Origin of the sequence: Pseudomonas saliphila (assembly GCF_008638345.1) — a bacterium.
Classification (GTDB): Bacteria; Pseudomonadota; Gammaproteobacteria; order Pseudomonadales; family Pseudomonadaceae; genus Halopseudomonas; species Halopseudomonas saliphila.
In genome coordinates, this window is the sequence record NZ_VTVA01000008.1 from 102,420 (window position 1) to 119,862 (window position 17,443).

The 17,443-nt window shown below is 60.7% G+C and carries 14 protein-coding genes; 2 read left to right on the forward strand and 12 right to left on the reverse strand.

Features of this window, described 5'->3' with window-relative positions; translation table 11 throughout:
• Positions 1-13: 13 nt before the first annotated feature.
• The gene (locus tag FHK95_RS10790) at positions 14-526 is read left to right on the forward strand and encodes a glycine cleavage system protein R (RefSeq protein WP_150304624.1); all 513 of its coding nucleotides are present in this window, start codon (positions 14-16) and stop codon (positions 524-526) included.
• Between the two features lie 20 nt (positions 527-546).
• Here FHK95_RS10790 and FHK95_RS10795 read toward each other — a convergent pair whose 3' ends face one another.
• Positions 547-837, reverse strand: a complete 291-nt coding sequence (locus tag FHK95_RS10795; protein WP_150304625.1) for an encapsulin-associated ferritin-like protein — start codon at positions 835-837, stop codon at positions 547-549.
• Positions 838-924: 87 nt separating this feature from the next.
• A complete protein-coding gene (locus tag FHK95_RS10800) occupies positions 925-1,758 on the reverse strand; it encodes an SDR family NAD(P)-dependent oxidoreductase (protein WP_206668562.1) in 834 nt (277 codons plus the stop codon).
• Between the two features lie 234 nt (positions 1,759-1,992).
• Here FHK95_RS10800 and FHK95_RS10805 point away from each other — a divergent pair, with 234 nt between their 5' ends.
• On the forward strand, positions 1,993-3,174 hold the full coding sequence (locus tag FHK95_RS10805; RefSeq protein ID WP_178114763.1) for an MFS transporter: 1,182 nt from the start codon (positions 1,993-1,995) through the stop codon (positions 3,172-3,174).
• A gap of 36 nt (positions 3,175-3,210) precedes the next feature.
• Here the strand turns inward: FHK95_RS10805 and FHK95_RS10810 are convergent, their stop codons facing one another.
• The 10 genes from FHK95_RS10810 to pepP form a co-directional block, all read right to left on the reverse strand.
• Positions 3,211-4,215, reverse strand: coding sequence for an ArsJ-associated glyceraldehyde-3-phosphate dehydrogenase (locus FHK95_RS10810; RefSeq protein ID WP_150304627.1), 1,005 nt, complete (start codon positions 4,213-4,215; stop codon positions 3,211-3,213).
• A 107-nt stretch (positions 4,216-4,322) separates the two neighbouring features.
• Positions 4,323-5,945, reverse strand: a complete 1,623-nt coding sequence (gene mgtE / locus FHK95_RS10815; RefSeq protein WP_150304628.1) for a magnesium transporter — start codon at positions 5,943-5,945, stop codon at positions 4,323-4,325.
• Between the two features lie 157 nt (positions 5,946-6,102).
• On the reverse strand, positions 6,103-8,988 hold the full coding sequence (gene gcvP / locus FHK95_RS10820) for an aminomethyl-transferring glycine dehydrogenase (RefSeq protein ID WP_150304629.1): 2,886 nt from the start codon (positions 8,986-8,988) through the stop codon (positions 6,103-6,105).
• A 194-nt stretch (positions 8,989-9,182) separates the two neighbouring features.
• Positions 9,183-9,563, reverse strand: a complete 381-nt coding sequence (gene gcvH, locus FHK95_RS10825; RefSeq protein ID WP_150304630.1) for a glycine cleavage system protein GcvH — start codon at positions 9,561-9,563, stop codon at positions 9,183-9,185.
• Positions 9,564-9,589: 26 nt separating this feature from the next.
• The gene (gcvT, locus tag FHK95_RS10830) at positions 9,590-10,675 is read right to left on the reverse strand and encodes a glycine cleavage system aminomethyltransferase GcvT (RefSeq protein WP_150304631.1); all 1,086 of its coding nucleotides are present in this window, start codon (positions 10,673-10,675) and stop codon (positions 9,590-9,592) included.
• Positions 10,676-10,832: 157 nt separating this feature from the next.
• Positions 10,833-12,437 carry an ABC transporter permease gene (locus FHK95_RS10835; protein WP_150304713.1) on the reverse strand — a complete coding sequence of 535 codons (1,605 nt, stop codon included), beginning with the start codon at positions 12,435-12,437 and terminating at the stop codon, positions 10,833-10,835.
• 115 nt (positions 12,438-12,552) lie between these two features.
• Positions 12,553-13,554: an extracellular solute-binding protein gene (locus FHK95_RS10840; RefSeq protein WP_150304632.1), complete on the reverse strand. Its 1,002-nt coding sequence runs from the start codon at positions 13,552-13,554 to the stop codon at positions 12,553-12,555.
• A gap of 69 nt (positions 13,555-13,623) precedes the next feature.
• Positions 13,624-14,874, reverse strand: coding sequence for an FAD-dependent monooxygenase (locus tag FHK95_RS10845; RefSeq protein WP_150304633.1), 1,251 nt, complete (start codon positions 14,872-14,874; stop codon positions 13,624-13,626).
• 39 nt (positions 14,875-14,913) lie between these two features.
• Complete coding sequence (ubiH, locus tag FHK95_RS10850) at positions 14,914-16,104, reverse strand: 2-octaprenyl-6-methoxyphenyl hydroxylase (RefSeq protein ID WP_268977561.1); 1,191 nt, start codon at positions 16,102-16,104, stop codon at positions 14,914-14,916.
• On the reverse strand, positions 16,101-17,441 hold the full coding sequence (pepP, locus tag FHK95_RS10855) for a Xaa-Pro aminopeptidase (protein ID WP_150304634.1): 1,341 nt from the start codon (positions 17,439-17,441) through the stop codon (positions 16,101-16,103). Before pepP ends, ubiH begins: the two co-directional genes overlap by 4 nt.
• Positions 17,442-17,443 lie beyond the last annotated feature (2 nt).

A 17,443-nucleotide genomic window follows, 5' to 3' on the forward strand; every position in this document is an offset into this window, starting at 1 on the left:
CAGGAGCTCTACCATGAACACGCCGCTCGTACTGACAGTCATATCCGCCGACAAGCCCGGCTTGGTGGAAAGCGTTGCCCAGACCATCAGCCAGCACGGCGGCAATTGGCTGGAGAGCCGCATGTCGCGCATGGCCGGTCAGTTTGCCGGGATACTGCTGGTGGACATCGCTGAAGACAAGGTCGAACCCCTGCGGGTGGATCTGGAAGGTCTGACCAGCCTGGGTATCAACGTCCAGGTAGCGATCAGCGGTCAGGCGGAACAACCCGAACAGCACCTGCTCCGCCTGAATCTGGTGGGCAATGATCGGCCAGGTATTGTGCACGAGGTGTCGGGTGTACTGGCGCGGCATGGCGTCAATGTCGAAGAGCTGCTTACCGAGTGCGCGCCTGCACCCATGAGTGCAGACGTGCTGTTCAAGGCCGAAGCGCGATTGGGCGTATACCCGCAGACGGATCTGGTCGCGTTACGTAACGATCTGGAAAATCTTGCAGACGACTTGATGGTTGAATTGACCGACCTCTGAAGGACCGCGCCGGCGCCTGCTCAATCGTGCTCGAGTGAGGCGTCATCCTTGAACAGATACTTGCGCAGCTGTTCATCGAAGACAGGGTCACGGCGGCGGATCCATTCGAGCACCATCGCCGCGTGTTCTTTCTCTTCGTCACGGTTGTGCTCCAGCAAGCCACGCAGCTCCGGATCCTTGCAGGCGTCCATGCGCTGGTTGTACCAGTCAACGGCTTCAAGCTCTTCCATGAGCGATACAATCGCACGATGCATATCGCGAGTCTTGTCAGTCAGCTCAGCTATGGGCTCGTGGTAACCTTCATTGGACATGTGTTTCCCCTGTTCTATTGGTCTTGGTCTCCCTCAGACTGCCTAACCCGTGGTTAGTGCCACGGCTGGGCCAGCCAGACTGGTTGACTAGCGACCTATATAGCCTGGATTGAAGATAACCTCGTCACCCTTGATCATTTCGAAGATGTCCCGGGCAGGGATGGCCGGATCTTCCCAGTCGGCGGCGCGATCTTCTTCGGAGACCAGGGGACCGACTGAATGCTTTCCTATATGAGTGCGCATGCCGCCCGGCGCTGCGACAAAGACCTTGATATTGTCTTCCTCAAGCTCCACAGCGACGCTCTGGAACAGCCCATGAAGGGCATGTTTGCTGCCTGAGTAATGTCCAAGTCCGGAGGGACCGGCACGCATACCCAGGATCGACGAGACATTGAGAATAGTGCCGCCGCCCTGTTCGCGCATAATGGGTATCACCCGCTGCGTAAGATCAGCATAGGCCCAGTAGTTGACCTCGAACATATGTTTGGCCTGACCGATATCCATCTGTTCGAGTGTCGCCAGATAGGAATAGCCGGCGTTATTGAACAGGTAGTCGATCTGTCCGTAATGCTTCATGGCCGCTTCGATCACCTGCGGCCGCTGCTCCGGGTCGGCCAGGTCGGCCTCCACGACCACTGCTTGACCACCCTGGGTGCGGATCTGCTCGGCCAGTTGTTCGGAGGGTGCCGGGCGCATATCCACCAGCACCAGACGCATGCCTTCCTTCGCCCCCAGCAGGGCCAGTTCGCGGCCGAGGCCATGACTGGAACCGGTAATAATAGCGACCTTACCGTGCATCCCCGCTTCCTCGGCGTATGCCGGCGCAACGACCTGCAGAGAAACGAAGAGCAATAGCAGGCTCGCCCATAGCGCAGGGATCCGCCTGCCGGTAACAGCCATGGATGGCGATGAGCAGGTCATGGGTGTCTCCTTGAACAAGTGCGTGCCGGACCGGCAATGAAACATTTCGAAGTAGCGCTGCCAATAAAGTTCCAACTTACCTCACCATTCGTCTAATGGTCCACAGCTCCGGAGCGTTTGGGCATGATGCGCGCATAGACGCCCTGAATACCCTGCTACACGAGCCTGACACTGGAGCCCTGAGGTATCCTCAGCGCTGGATTGATGTCGGCTTCCCCTGCTGAGGCAACTGTATTGAACCGCAATCTTCTCGCACTCACCACAGCCACCTGCGCGATTGGCACCCAGACCTTCGTGTTTGCCGGCCTGCTGATAGAGCTGGCCGCCGACTTTGGCATCAGTGCGACCACCGGTGGCTACCTCGCTGCAGCCTACGCGCTGACCTATGCCGTCACCGCCCCCTTTATTGCACTGCGCACCGGCCGCCTGGAACGCCGACGCCTGCTCTGGATGGCGCTGACCGTACTGGGCTGTATCAATCTGGTGGCCTCGCTGGCCGGCACCTTCGGCCAGTTGATCGGTCTGCGGATCGTCGCCGGGCTCGCGGCCACCCTGGTGATTCCAGTGGTTCCCGCCGTGGTCGCCAGTCTGTTCCCGCCGGAAAAACGTGCCTCGGCGCTGGCGACGGTAATGGGCGGCATGGTCATCGCCTTTCTGTTTGGCATGCCAGCCGGCAGTCTCATCGGCGGTTACTTTGGCTGGCGCTCAACCTTCCTGCTCGCGTCCGTGCTGTGCTTCAGCTCGGCCCTGGCCATTCGGTTCACCCTGCCCCGCGTCGTCAGTCAGGATCACACCGGCTGGGCGCTCCTGTTAAAGGGCTGGCAGCCACCGGTGCGGCGACTGCTACTGATGACGCTGACTGCCTTCAGCGCCACCTTCTGCGTCATTCCCTATATTGCCCCGGTAATGGAGACCATCATAGGCAGCACCAGCAAGGTAGCCCTCTCGCAAATGCTGGTGGGCGTTGGCGCGATATTCGGCATCGTCATCGCTGGCAAGTTTGCCTCAGCCGAGCATGCCGGGCGATTACTGAAATGCATCTTCATGATCATCGCTCTGACCCAGCTGCTCTATCTGTGCTCCATGCTCTGGCTGAACGGGCTCGGTCTGTACAGCTGGCTGGGACTGGGGTCGGCGGTGCTGCTGGGTTCCGCTGCACTGTTCACCATAAGCCCACTTGTCCAGGCGCAACTGATGGACGCGGCGCCTCAGGCGCGGCAGGTCGTGATGGCGCTCAATGGCTCGATGATGTTCCTCGGTCAGGGCGCTGGTGCAGCGCTTGGCGCGCAGGTTACCCAGAGCTTCTCACTGCCCATGATTGGGCTGGCCGGCATGCTGGTGGCGCTGATTGGTCTGGCCAGCGCCTATCGGCTGCAACACTCCAGAGGTGCGACAGCGAACCAGCCTGCAGGTTGAACATCCTGCCCGCCCCGACAGCGAGCCAACCAGGGACTAATCTGCGCTGCCAACCAGGCGTGCCAGTTCCATGGTGCGGTTGGCATAGCCCCACTCGTTGTCATACCAGGCGTAGACCTTGACCTGGGTACCGTTGATTACCATGGTCGATAATGCGTCGATGATCGAGGAGCGCGGGTCGGTTCGATAATCGATGGATACCAATGGTCGCTCCTCATAGCCCATGATCCCCTTCAACTCGCCCTCGGCAGCGGCCTTGAACCAGGCATTGACCTGCTCGGCGGTGGTCGGCCCTTCCATCTCGAACACACAATCGGTCAGCGAGGCGTTGGCGATGGGCACCCGTACCGCCTGGCCATTGAGTTTGCCCTTGAGCTCGGGAAAGATTTCGGCGATGGCTGCAGCCGAACCGGTGCTGGTGGGGATCAAACTCAGACCGGCGGCGCGGGCCCGGCGTATATCCTTGTGCGGTTTATCAAGGATGCCCTGACTGTTGGTCGGCCCGTGAATGGTGGTGATCGAGCCGTGGCGAATGCCGAGTTGCTCCTGCAGTACCTTGACCACCGGTGCCAGGCAATTGGTGGTGCACGAGGCTGCACTGACCACGCGATACCGCTCGCGATCATACAGATGCTCATTGACGCCCATCACGATGTTCAGTGCGCCCTCATCCTTCACCGGCGCGCTGACCACCACACGCTTGACGCCCTGATCCAGGTAGCCCTGCAGAGCCGACATCTTCTTGTTGACGCCGCTGGACTCGATGACCAGATCGCAATCCGACCAGTCGGTATCGGCGATTGCGCGATTGGCGGCCAGCCGCACAGTCTTGCCGCCGATCACCAGCCCGGCGGCTTCGGCACTCGCTTCATACTGCCAGCGCCCGTGAATGGAGTCGAAATTGAGCAAATGAGCGTGGGTCGCCGCATCACCGGAGGGATCATTGATCTGCACAAACTCCACATCCGGCCAGTCCCAGGCGACGCGCACCGCCAACTTGCCGATACGGCCGAAGCCGTTGATGCCTACTTTGATGGTCATACCTGCCCCCTGAAAGTTGATCAGTCGGCCCGCCAGCGAGCAGACCGCAACAACCAGTATGGACGTCCTCAGATATTACGCAGATTGATCCGTCGGGAATCGGTCGATTACAACAGCAGCAGTGTCGCCAGGCCGAGAAAGGCAAAGAAGCCGACGACGTCGGTCACGGTAGTGAGGATAACGCTGCCGGCGAGCGCCGGATCGATGCCGAAACGTTGCAGTATCAACGGAATCGCGAGCCCAGCCAGCGCCGCGCAGAGCAGGTTAAGCAGAACCGCGGCGCCGATGATGCCGCCGATTTGCACGCTGCCAAACCATAAATAGGCTAACCCTGCGACCACTATCGCCCATATCAGGCCGTTCAACAGGCCGATGCCCATCTCCTTGCCGAGCAGTACCTTGGCGTTACCGCCCTCGACCTGCCCCAGCGCCAGACCGCGAATCACCAGCGTCAGCGTCTGACTCCCGGCAATCCCGCCCATGCTGGCAACAATCGGCATCAACACCGCCAGGGCAACGATCTGTTCAAGCGTCGCCTGAAACTGACCGATGACCCAGGCCGCGAGAAAAGCGGTTGCCAGATTGATTGCCAACCACACCGATCGCCGACGGGTACTGGTCAGCACTGGCGCAAACATATCGGTCTCGTCGTTCAGACCGGCCATGTTCATCAGCGCACGTTCGGAATGCTCACGGATGATGTCCATCACGTCATCCACCGTGATGCGCCCGAGCAGGCTGCCCTGCTCGTCCACCACCGCCACCGAGAGCATGTCCAGATCCTCGAATCGCCGCGCCACATCCTGACTCGACATCTGCACATTCAGCGCTTCGAAGTCTTCGTCCATGACGTCGCGCACCTTGGCTTCCGGCGCGCTGGTCACCAGGCGGCTCAGGCGCAGCACGCCGAGATAATGGTTATGGCGGTCGACCACCATCAGCTTGTCGGTATGGTCGGGCAGATCCTCAAGCAGACGCAGATAACGCTGGATCGAGCTGACCTGCACATCGGCGCGTACGGAGATATGGTCAATGTTCATCAAACCACCGGCCGACTCCTCCGGGTAGGACAACATCGACACCAGCTGTTTGCGCTTGCGCTCGTCCATCGACAGCAGCAGGCGGCGGCCACGCCCATGGGGCAACGCCTGGATCAGGTCGACCAGATCGTCCAGATCAAGCTTGCGGACCGCTGCGATCAGCTCATCCTCGCCCATTTCAAGAGCCAGCTTGGCGCGCACTTCCTCATGCAGCTGAACCAGAATCTTGCCGGCACGCTCGCTGTCCAGCATGTCCCAGACGGCGCTACGCTCCGGTGGCGGCAGCGCTTCCAACAGACCCGCAGCCTTGGCCGGATGCATATCGCGAAAGACCCTGCCGACACGCTTGAACTTGCCGGCCTCCAGGGCTTCACGCACGCGGCCTATCTGGGTGGACTCGACCTTGTCCTGCTGCAGCACCTGTTCCAGCTCGTCGAAATGCGGCTCGCGCTGCAACTCCAGCGCATGCTGCGGGCCCAGATGGCTGAGGATGGCTGCTTCATTCTCGTCGGATACCTGCTGCCATACCGCCCGGCGATCGACCGGGGGCAGCACCTCGAGCAAACTGGCGATTTTGGCCGGATGGATATCGCGCAGCAGTTTGCGCAGCTTCTTCCGCTTGCCTTCGGCCAGAGCGGTATAGATGCCATCAAACTCGGTCGGGGTAATCTCAGGCGGCGTTTCGGTCATATCGGCGAGCTCGAATCATGCATGGAACGACAGAAGAACAACAATATCATGCCCACCGAGGGTCGCATCCGATGCGTCGAACGCATCACCGGCATGAGAGCAGCAGCAGGCAAGCGCTCGGCCCGGACGCGGACAGAGCGCTTGCGATCGTCCCTGATCAGTCCTGATAGGCTTCGATTGGCGGGCAAGCGCAGAACAGGTTGCGATCACCGTATACATTGTCGATGCGGTTAACGCTGGGCCAGAACTTGTTGGCTGCCACCCAGGGACGTGGGAATACGGCCTGCTCGACGGAATAGCTACGCTCCCACTTGCCGGTGATATCGGCCAGTGTATGCGGCGCGTTGTGCAGCGGATTGTCCTCGGCGCTCCATTCGCCCTTCTCGACGCGGCTGATTTCACTGCGAATGGTCAGCATGGCATCGACAAACCGGTCGAGTTCGGCCTTGGATTCGCTTTCGGTCGGCTCGATCATCAGCGTGCCCGCCACCGGGAAGGACATGGTCGGCGCATGGAAACCAAAATCCATCAAGCGCTTGGCAACGTCCTCCTCGGTGATACCGGAGGCAGCCTTGAGCGGGCGGATGTCGATGATGCACTCGTGGGCAACGCGCCCATTACGGCCGCTGTAGAGCACCGGATAGGCTTCCCCGAGACGCCTGGCCAGGTAGTTGGCATTGAGGATCGCCATCTGGGTAGCGCTGCGCAGGCCCTGCGCGCCCATCAACGCGATATAGGTCCAGCTGATCGGCAGGATGCTCGCACTGCCCCAGGGCGCCGCGCTGACAGCGCCGTTACTCGGATCAGGTCCTTCCAGTGGCACCACAGGGTGATTGGCTACATAGGGCGCGAGGTGCGCCTTGACACCAATCGGGCCCATGCCGGGCCCGCCGCCGCCGTGCGGAATGCAGAATGTCTTGTGCAGGTTCATGTGCGACACGTCTGCCCCGATATCCGCCGGGCGGGTCAGGCCGACCTGCGCATTGAGGTTGGCGCCGTCCATATACACCTGGCCGCCATGCTCGTGAATGATCCGACAAATCTCACCGATACCCTCCTCGTACACCCCGTGGGTCGAGGGATAGGTGATCATCAGACAGGATAGGTTCTCGGCGTTATCCACCGCCTTCTGCCGCAGATCCTCGATATCGACATTGCCCTGATCATCGCAGGCGACCAGTACCACGCGCATGCTCGCCATCATCGCCGAGGCCGGGTTGGTGCCATGGGCAGAGGTCGGAATCAGGCAGATATTGCGGTGTTCATCACCGTTGCCTTCGTGGAATTTGCGTATTGCCAGCAGCCCCGCGTATTCGCCCTGGGCGCCGGAATTCGGTTGCATGCTGATGGCATCAAACCCGGTAATCGCTTTCAGCATGTCCTGCAACTCGTCGAGCATGATCCGATAGCCTTGGGCCTGCGCCAGCGGTGCGAACGGGTGCAGCTGGCCGAACTCAGGCCAGGTAATCGGGATCATCTCGGCGGTGGCGTTGAGCTTCATGGTGCAGGAGCCCAGCGGAATCATCGAATGATTCAATGCCAGATCCCTGTTCTCCAGCGACTTGATGTAACGCAGCATCTCCGTCTCGGAGTGATAGCTGTTGAACACCGGGTGGGTGAGGAATGCCGACTGTCGGCGCAGGCCAACCGGAATACCCATCTCGCTACCCATGACCTGGTTATCGAGCGCAGCCACATCGACAGCCTCGCCGTCATTCACGAACACCGCGAGCAACTGCTCGACCGTCAGACGCGTGCTGGACTCATCCAGGCTGACGCCCAGCGAATCGGCATCGATCATCCGCAGGTTGATACGTGCCTGGCGTGCACGTTGGACGATCTCACGGGCCTTGCCGGGTACCTTGAGGGTCAAGGTGTCGAAGAAGTGCGTGTTGGCGCGCTGGATACCCTTGGCTTCCAGACCCGTAGCCAGAATAGCGGTCAGCCGCTGGACCCGCTGGGCAATGGTCTTCAGACCCTCAGGGCCATGGTAAACCGCGTAGAAGCTGGCGATATTGGCCAGCAGAACCTGGGCGGTACAGATATTGGAATTGGCCTTCTCGCGGCGGATATGCTGCTCGCGGGTTTGCAGTGCCATGCGCAACGCGCGGTTGCCACGCGTATCCACCGAGACGCCAATGATCCGGCCCGGCATGGCGCGTTTGAACGCATCACGGGTAGCGAAGAAGGCAGCGTGCGGCCCGCCATAGCCCATGGGTACGCCGAAACGCTGGGCAGAACCGAACACCACATCAGCGCCGAGCTCACCGGGAGGCGTCAGCAGTACCAGACTCAGCAGGTCAGCTGATACACAGGCCAGCGCCTTTTGCGCATGTGCGGCGTCGATCAGTGGCTTGAGATCATTGATTTCGCCCCAGGTATTGGGGTACTGGAACAGCGCACCGAATACCTCGTACTGTCCGAAATTGGCAACATCGTCGACCGCCAGCTCGAAGCCAAACGCCTCGGCACGGGTGCGGACCACGGAAATAACCTGGGGGTGACAGTCGTGATCGACAAAGAACAGGTTGCTCTTGTTCTTGGCGACGCGCTTGGCCAGGGCCATGGCTTCAGCGGCGGCGGTCGCTTCATCCAGCAGCGAGGCACTGGCCAGCTCCATGCCGGTCAGATCGATGGTCAGTTGCTGAAAATTCAACAGGGCTTCAAGACGCCCCTGGGCAATTTCGGGCTGATAGGGGGTATAGGCGGTATACCAGCCGGGATTTTCCAGCACATTGCGCAGGATGACATTCGGCAACAGGGTCCCGTGATAGCCCATACCGATGCACGAGGTAAACACCTGATTACGGCTGGCAATCCCCTTGAGATAACTCAGCACCTCAGCCTCGCTACGCGGGCCGGCCATGTCCAGCGGGTCCGTACGCAGAATGCTGCCTGGTACCGTCTGACCGATCAGTTCGTCCAGCGACCCGACCTCCAGCGCCTCCAGCATCGCCTGTTGTTCGGCCGCATCGGGGCCAATATGACGGCGGATGAAGTCGTCGGTCTGTTCCAGATCGGTAAGGCTTGGTGCATTGCTCATGGGGTTACCTGTTGAAAATAGGAAACGGTCGTGCATAGGAAATGGGGACCACGCACAGGAAAACGCGCAGAAGGGCAGCCAAGGGAGCCGGCAGCTGCGCGATTGACTCTGCGCCAATGGCACTGACAGAGCTAGCCAGCATGCAGTCTGAGACGGCTGGCTAGCTCCGGGGCGGTGCCGGCTGCATCAATATCTCAGATTGACGCGCCGTAGGCCTCGGCGTCCATCAGCTTGTCCAGCTCACTGCTGTCAGTCGGCTTGATCTTGAAGAACCAGGCGCCGGCGTAGGGTTCACTATTGACCAGCTCCGGCGTATCGCCCAGGGCTTCATTGAAAGCAATCACTTCACCACTAACCGGTGCATAGATGTCTGAAGCGGCTTTTACCGACTCCACCACGGCGCATTCTTCGCCGGCGGTCACAGTGCGACCCACTTCGGGTAATTCGACAAAGACCACATCACCCAGCAAGTCCTGAGCATGATCGGTAATGCCCACGGTAATGGTGCCGTCGGCTTCCAAACGGGACCATTCGTGGCTTGCGGCGTAACGTAAATCGGCGGGGATATTGCTCATGGGGCTGTCCTCAGGAAAAGTGAAACTTAATCGAATAGTGGCTTGCCGTTACGTACGAAGCCAGGCTTGATCACCCGTACGGGGAGCTGCTTGCCGCGGATCTCGACCTTTGCATGATCGCCGGTGGCGCGCGGCACCCGAGCCAGAGCAATCGACACACCCAGCGTAGGGGAAAAACTGCCACTGGTGATCTCGCCCTCGCCAATACCCTCGACAATCACCTTCTGATGACCGCGCAGCACCGCGCGCTCAGACAGCACCAGGCCTACCAGCTTGGGTTGATCACCGGCGTCGCGCTGGGCTTCGAGTGCTTCACGGCCAATAAATTCGCGCTCGCCGGGCTCCCAGGCAATGGTCCAGGCCATGTTGGCGGCCAGCGGCGATACCGACTCGTCCATATCGGAGCCGTACAGGTTCAGACCGGCCTCCAGACGCAGCGTGTCCCGCGCGCCCAGGCCACAGGGCTTGCAGCCGGCGGCCAGCAGGGCATCCCACAGATCGGCAATCTGGTCGGCGGGGAGAATGATCTCGAGGCCGTCTTCACCGGTATAACCGGTGCGGGCGATAAACCAGTCGCCGTCGGCCAGTCCCTGGAAGGGTTTGATGTCATTGATCAGCGCGCCGCGAGTGTCGCTGACGACACTGGCGGCCACTTCACGGGCCCGTGGACCCTGGACAGCAAGCATCGCCAGATCTGAACGCTCGGTCAGGGTAACAGCGAATTCCTCTGCCTGGGCGTGCATCCAGGCAAGGTCTTTCTCACGCGTCGCAGCGTTGACCACCAGACGGTAGCCACCCTGCATCAGATAGACAATCAGGTCATCAATGACGCCGCCCTGCTCGTTCAGCATGGCAGTGTAGAGTGCCTTGCCGGCAAGCGTCAGGCGGCTTACATCATTGGCCAGGAGATACTGAAGGTAGCCCTTCGCCTCAGTGCCGGTGACGTCCACAACGGTCATGTGCGAGACATCGAACATACCCACATCCTGGCGGACCTGATGATGTTCTTCGATCTGGGAGCCGTAGTGCAAAGGCATGTCCCAGCCACCAAAGTCGACCATCTTGGCGCCAGCGGCGACATGCTGATCATACAGGGGAGTGCGCGAGCCCATTCAGTCTTCCTTAAATCAAGGGTGATTCAGTGGGGGCGATTGTAGCCACAAACCGCCATCCTGTGCAGCCCTTGCGCGGCACCGCCGATCGACCGAGCACTCGGCAGCCGGCAAAGCAGCCTGAGGCAGCCGCGCGTTGGAACGGCTGGGGACCGATCTAACGCCGGCCAGTGCGACGGATCAGAACGATCACGGGGAGCAATCCAGCGAGTACCAGCGTCAATGCCGGAAGCGAGGCACGCTGCCAATCGCCCTCGGTGGTGAGACCGTAAATCCGAACCGCCAGGGTATCCCAGCCAAAGGGCCGCATCAGTAGCGTAGCGGGCATTTCCTTGAGCACGTCAACAAATACCAGCAGCGCCGCACTGAGCGCGCCGGGCAGCAACAGCGGCAGATACACTCGCCAGAATACGCCCCAACCCGTCTGGCCCAGGCTTTGCGCAGCCTCCGGCAATGAGGGACGAATCCGCGCCAACGAGGTATCGATCGGGCCGTGCGCAACGGCCATGAAGCGAATCAGGTAGGCCAGCAGCAAGGCGAATACACTGCCCAGGAGCAACGGTGAGGGATTCTCGACGCCCAACGCCGCGCTCAGCGGAATCACCACCGTGTTATCCAGAAAGCTGAAGGCAAACATGATGCCCACAGCCAGTACCGAGCCTGGCAGGGCATACCCCAGGTTCGCCATCGCCACCGCGCTTCGCACCCGCCGTATGGGTTGCAACCGCCTGGCCAATGCAATCAGCGTGGCGAAGGTCACGGTTATCGCTGCTGCCATTGCCCCAAGCATCAGAGTGTTACGGATGATGCCCCAGTAGCGGCTATCCAGGTCATGGATACCGCTGTGTACCAACCAATAAATCAACTGGGCAACGGGAATGAAAAAGGCCAACGCGAGGACCGTCAAACAAAATCCGGTCGCCAGCCAGCCTCGATAGCCCTTCAGGTGGTACAGCGCGCCCTGCCTGGGTCGATCGACTCCAGGAAAACGCCGGCTGCCCTGAGCCCGCCGCTCGAGGAACAACGCCATGAACACAAAAAGCAGCAGCAGGCTCGCCAGCTGGGTAGCAGACTGGAGACTGAAGAAGCCGTACCAGGTCTTGTAGATGGCGGTGGTGAAGGTGTCATAGTTGAATACCGACACGGCGCCGAAGTCGGCCAGGGTTTCCATGATGGCCAACGCCGCGCCAGCACCGATCGCGGGGCGCGCCATGGGAATGGCGACCCGCCAGAATCCCTGCCAGGGCGTGTGACCGAGCACCCTCGACGCCTCCATCAGCCCCTTGCCCTGCGCAAGAAAGGCTCCGCGCGCGAGCATGTAAACATATGGATAGAACACCAGCGTCAGTACCAGCACGACACCGGAAGTTGAGCGGATGGAAAAGAACAGCCGGAAGTCGTTGCCGAACCAGTCGCGCAGCAGGCTCTGGAACGGACCGGAAAAGTCGAACAGCCCTACGCTGACAAAGGCCAGCACATAGGCCGGAATGGCAAACGGGAGCATCAGCGCCCAATCGAAAAACCGCCGTCCGGGAAACTCGCAGAGGCTGGTCAGCCAGGCCAGGCTCACCCCCAATACGATCACCCCTACGCCGACGCCCAGCACCAACACCAGGGTATTGCTGATCAGGCGCACCATCTGGGTCTGCAACAGATGCCCCCAGATCGACGTATCAATCGACTGCCAGCTAAGCAGCAGGACCAACAAGGGCATCATCACCAGGGCGGCGGACACATAGGCAATCAGCCGCCAACGGGGCATACGGGGAATCGAACGATGGGGCACAGCCACTCCAGGAGATGTGCGAAAAAAAACGCCCGGTCAGTGACCGGGCGTGCAGTATATCGGGAAAACCTGGCTTAAGGTCCTGCCTGGATCAATTCCAGCCCAGACGGTCCATCAGCATGATGGCTTCGGGCTGACGACGGCCTGCCACCTCAACGTTGATGGTGTCCGCCTTGAAATCACCCCAGGCTGCCACTTCCTTGGACGGCTCGATCGAATCGTTGGCAGGGAATTCCATGTTGATATCAACGAATACGCGCTGCGCTTCTTCGGTGGTCAACCACTCGATCAGCTTGACCGCTTCTTCTGGCTGATCAGCGTGTTTGGTGACACCAGCGCCGGAAATATTAACGTGAACGCCGCGGTCGTCCTGGTTTGGCCAGAACAGCGCGACTTTAACGCCGGGCTCTTCCTTGCTCAGACGGCCGAAGTAGTAGGTGTTGACGATCCCGACGTCACACTGCCCGGCGTCAATCGCCTTGAGCAGAGCCGTGTCATCGGAGAACACCGGAGCGGCCAGGTTCGCCACCCAGCCCTTGATGACGTCGCTGGTCTTCTCGGCACCGATTGATTCCAGCATGGTGGCAACAAGAGACTGGTTGTAGACCTTCTTGGAGGTGCGCAGGCACATGCGGCCTTTCCAGCTGTCATCAGCCAGTGCTTCGTAGGTGCTCAGCTCCTTCGGATCAACCCGCTCAGTCGAGTAGGCAATGGTACGGGCGCGCAGGGACAGGCCCGTCCACTGACCGCTTTCAGCGCGGTATTGAGCCGGAATATTCTCTTCGATCACCTTGGACTCCATCGGCTGGAACAGCTCCTGCTGCTCGGCCTGCCACAGGTTGCCCGCGTCCACGGTCATGAATATGTCCGCCGGCGTGTTGGCACCTTCGGCACGCAGACGCGCCATCAATGGGCCTTCGCGATCAGTGATGAACTTGATATCCACGCCGGTGTTCTTGGTGTATAGCTCGAATGCCGGCTGGATCAGATGCTCCTGACGGGACGAGTAAACCACCAGTTCTTTGGCTTGAGCCAGGCCAGTGAAGGCGGTCAGCGCGAGACTTGCGGCAACGATGGAACGCTTGGCGGACATGAGAGAGCCTCTCGTTAGGAATCAGAGGCTAGATGATAATGATTTCCGTTACCGGCCGCAATCACCAACTCAAGGCTTCTCTGCACGCAGCTGTGGATCGCGCGCCAGTTCAGGCAATGCTCCGGTCAAGCCCATGGCGCGGCGAATGATTCCGCCCTTGAGTACGTCCTGGCCATCCAGCAAACGCATGCCGGTATTGCGAATCCAGCGTAATGGCAAAGCATCGGCATCAAACAGCCGCTCGAATCCTTCCATCGCAGCCATCATCCCCAGATTGGCCCCCATACGCCGACGCTCGTAGCGTTGCAATACATGCAAAGAGGCAATGTCCTCCCCTCTTTCCAGTGCTGCGACAATGACGTCGTAGAGTTCGGCAACATCGAGCAGACCAAGGTTTACGCCCTGCCCCGCCAGCGGATGGATGCTGTGGGCAGCATCACCGATCAGCACCAGGCCGGGCACCGCATAGCGTTTGGCGTGGCGCTGGCGCAGCGGGATTCGACGTCTTGGATCAGCTGCCAGAATCTCGCCAAGCCGGCCTTCGAAGGCTGCAGCCAGCTCAAGCCTGAAGGCCTCGTCATCCAGCGCCATGATATCGGCGGCCAGCTCAGGCTTGAGCGACCAGACAATCGAGCAATAATGCGCGCCATCACGGTCCGGCAAGGGCAGCAACGCCAGCGGCCCGGAAGGCAGGAAGCGTTGCCAGGCGGTGTCGTCGTGGGGCTTCTCGGTACGCACGGTGGTGACTATCGCATCGTGCAGATAATCCCATTCACGCATGTCGAACCCGTACAGCTCGCGCACCTGGGACCGCGCGCCGTCGGCCGCCACGATCAGCGGCGCGCACAGGCGCTCGCCGCCAGCCAGCATGACGCGCCAGCCGTCTTCCTCGCGCACCAGCCCTTCAACGCTCTGACTGCCAAACAGGGTGACTGCGGTGCCGGCAAGACTGTCCAGCAGTGCCTGTTGAATCCGGTAATTCTCGACGATATGCCCGAGCCGCACCTCGCTCAGCGAGGCGGCATCAAAACTGACCTGGCCGGTGCCCTCGGCGTCCCACACGTGCATATGCTGATAGGCACAGCACGCGGCGGCCGGTATACGCTGCCAGACACCAAGATTGGCAAGGATATGCTCGGAGGCGGCACTCAACGTGCTCACCCGCGGATCGTATCCCGACGCCGTACGCTGAAAGGGAACCGGCTCGTCCAGTGGCATGGCATCAACCAGGGCGATCTTGAGCCCGGTGTCGAGCATGGCGCGGGCAAGCGTGGCGCCCACCATGCCGGCACCCACTATAATCAGATCAAACTGCGCCATGTGCGCCTCCCGGTATGTAAAACTGAGTCATAGCTTGAATCAGAGACCCATTGCCTGACGGGCAAACAGGCGCTTGGCTGGCGGTAGAATGTCGAGCCCGAGCAGCCCAAGATTGCGCCCGGCGGCAAGCAGCGGCTGCCGGTTGCTGAACAGGCGGGTCAGGCGATCACTGAAGGCAACGGTCATTAGCTGGTCGCTGCGCTGGCGGTCCACATACCCCATCAGCACGCCAAGGTCGCCAGGTGATCTATGCGCCTGCTGTGCCTGAATCAGCGTATTGGCCAATGCCAGGGTATCGCGCAGCGACAGATTGAAACCCTGACCGGCAATCGGATGCAAGCTGTGTGCAGCATTGCCGAGAATCACCAGATGCGAGCGGACCTGCTCCTCGGCCTTGATCAGGCTCAGCGGGTAGCAATTGCGCTCGCCGACTTTCATCAGTGCCCCCATGTGATAGCCGAACGCGCCCTGCAGGCGCTGCAGAAAGGCATCATCCGGCAGCGAGGCAACTTCAGCCGACTGATCATTCGGTAGTGTCCAGACCAGCGCGCTGCGGTTTCCAGACATTGGCAACAACGCCAGCGGCCCGGAATCGGTGAAGCGCTCATAGGCCACTTGAGCATGGCCCTCGGCGCTGGTGATATTAGCTATCAGCGCCACCTGACCATAGGGCGAAACGTCGCGGTGCACGCCGAGCTGGGCCAGCAGACTCGAACGCCCGCCATCGGCGATGACCAGCAGGTCGGTGTGCAACTTTTGCTCACCGGTCGGCGAGTCGACCTCTATCTCGTAGCCATCCGCTTGAGGAATCGCCCGGGTGACCCGGCCCGGAGCGATCCACTCGACCACGTCATGATCCAGAGCACCGATCAACACTTCGCCGAGCCAGGCGTTTTCCACCACATATCCCAGGGCGGGGACCCGCTCCTGCGCGGCATTGATGCGCGCCGAACCCGGATTGCCGCGGTCCGAGACATGGATCTGCTTGATTGGCTCAACCCGCTGCGACAGGCTCGACCAGATGCCCAATCGCTCATAAATCTTCCGACTGCCCTGGGACAAGGCGGTGGATCGGGCGTCATAGCTGGGTTGCTTGACGCCTTCGCGGTTCGGCGGATACGCCTCGATCAGGCGAATCTTCCAGCCCGCCTTACGCGCGCAGTCCTGCAGCGCCAGCGCCAGGCTGGCGCCGACCATGCCGCCGCCGACAATACTGATAGTCGTGCTCACGCGGCCGCTCCGCTGGGTTCGCGCGCTCCGGCCATCAACGCCTCAATGGCATCGGCATCCTTCGGCACGCTGGCGGAGAGCACATCGCAACCGCTGCGGGTCACCACCACATCGTCCTCGATCCGCACGCCAATACCGCGCCACTTCTTCGCCACATTGGTATTGTCCGGCGCGATATAGATGCCCGGCTCGACCGTCATAACCATGCCGGGTTCCAGCACGCGCCACTCACCGCCAACGCGATAGTCGCCGACGTCATGCACATCCATGCCCAGCCAATGCCCGGCACGGTGCATATAGAACGGACGGTAGGCTTCGCTGGTGATCAGTTCTTCCACATCGCCCTGCAGCAGGCCCAGCTCGCGCAGCCCTTCGGTAATCACCCGAACCGTGGCTTCGTGGGACTCGTTCCAGTGCCGACCGGGTGCAATCACATCGATCGCCGCCGCTTGAGCTGCCAGCACAATGTCGTAGATGGCGCGCTGTTCGGTGGAGAACCGGCCATTGGCGGGAAAGGTCCGTGTAATGTCGCTGGCGTAGCAGTCGAGTTCGCAGCCCGCATCGATAAGCACCAGATCGCCATCGCGGATCTGGCTGGTATTTTCGGTGTAATGCAGAATGCAGGCGTTACGCCCCGCCGCCACGATCGATGCATAGGCCGGCGACCGGCTGCCGTTGCGCATGAAGCTATGCTGCAGTTCCGCCTCCAGCTGATACTCGTACTGGCCGGGTTTACAGCTGCGCATCGCACGCATATGTGCCTGGGCAGAGATCTCGGCCGCTGCCTGCATGACCTTGATCTCGGCCGCGCTCTTGTACAGGCGCATGTCATGCAGCAGGTGATCAAGCGCCATGAATTCGTTCGGCGGCTGGGCGCCCAACCGCGCCTTGCTGCGAATGGTCTTGATCCAGTTGGTCAGCCGCAGGTCGAATTCCTGATTGGCACCCATGGCGTAGTAGACGCGCTCACGGCCTTCGATCAGCCCCGGCAATATGTCGTCGACGTCACTGATGGGGAACGCATCGTCCGCGCCGTATTCGCTGATAGCGCCTTCCTGACCAGCGCGGTAGCCGTCCCAGAGTTCGCGATCCTTGTCCTTCTCGCGGCAGAACAGCACGTATTCACCGTGCTCGCGTCCGGGTATAAGCACCGCCACGGCTTCGGGCTCTGGAAATCCAGTGAGGTATTGAAAATCACTGTCCTGGCGATAATTGTGCTCGACGTCACGGTTACGGATGTACACCTGGGCGGCCGGCAGCACAGCAATGCTGTTGGGCTCCATCTGGTCCATCAAGGCCTTGCGGCGGCGGGCATACTCGGACTTGCTGATTCGCATAG

Excerpts from the sequence above, each read along its gene's own strand:
- FHK95_RS10790 (WP_150304624.1), top strand. The coding sequence starts at position 14 with ATGAACACGCCGCTCGTACTGACAGTCATATCCGCCGACAAGCCCGGC.
- gcvT (WP_150304631.1), bottom strand. The coding sequence starts at position 10,675 with ATGGGCTCGCGCACTCCCCTGTATGATCAGCATGTCGCCGCTGGCGCC.
- FHK95_RS10810 (WP_150304627.1), bottom strand. The coding sequence starts at position 4,215 with ATGACCATCAAAGTAGGCATCAACGGCTTCGGCCGTATCGGCAAGTTG.
- FHK95_RS10835 (WP_150304713.1), bottom strand. The coding sequence starts at position 12,437 with ATGCCCCGTTGGCGGCTGATTGCCTATGTGTCCGCCGCCCTGGTGATG.
- FHK95_RS10795 (WP_150304625.1), bottom strand. The coding sequence starts at position 837 with ATGTCCAATGAAGGTTACCACGAGCCCATAGCTGAGCTGACTGACAAG.
- FHK95_RS10800 (WP_206668562.1), bottom strand. The coding sequence starts at position 1,758 with ATGACCTGCTCATCGCCATCCATGGCTGTTACCGGCAGGCGGATCCCT.
- FHK95_RS10845 (WP_150304633.1), bottom strand. The coding sequence starts at position 14,874 with ATGGCGCAGTTTGATCTGATTATAGTGGGTGCCGGCATGGTGGGCGCC.
- gcvH (WP_150304630.1), bottom strand. The coding sequence starts at position 9,563 with ATGAGCAATATCCCCGCCGATTTACGTTACGCCGCAAGCCACGAATGG.
- gcvP (WP_150304629.1), bottom strand. The coding sequence starts at position 8,988 with ATGAGCAATGCACCAAGCCTTACCGATCTGGAACAGACCGACGACTTC.
- FHK95_RS10840 (WP_150304632.1), bottom strand. The coding sequence starts at position 13,554 with ATGTCCGCCAAGCGTTCCATCGTTGCCGCAAGTCTCGCGCTGACCGCC.
- pepP (WP_150304634.1), bottom strand. The coding sequence starts at position 17,441 with ATGCGAATCAGCAAGTCCGAGTATGCCCGCCGCCGCAAGGCCTTGATG.
- mgtE (WP_150304628.1), bottom strand. The coding sequence starts at position 5,945 with ATGACCGAAACGCCGCCTGAGATTACCCCGACCGAGTTTGATGGCATC.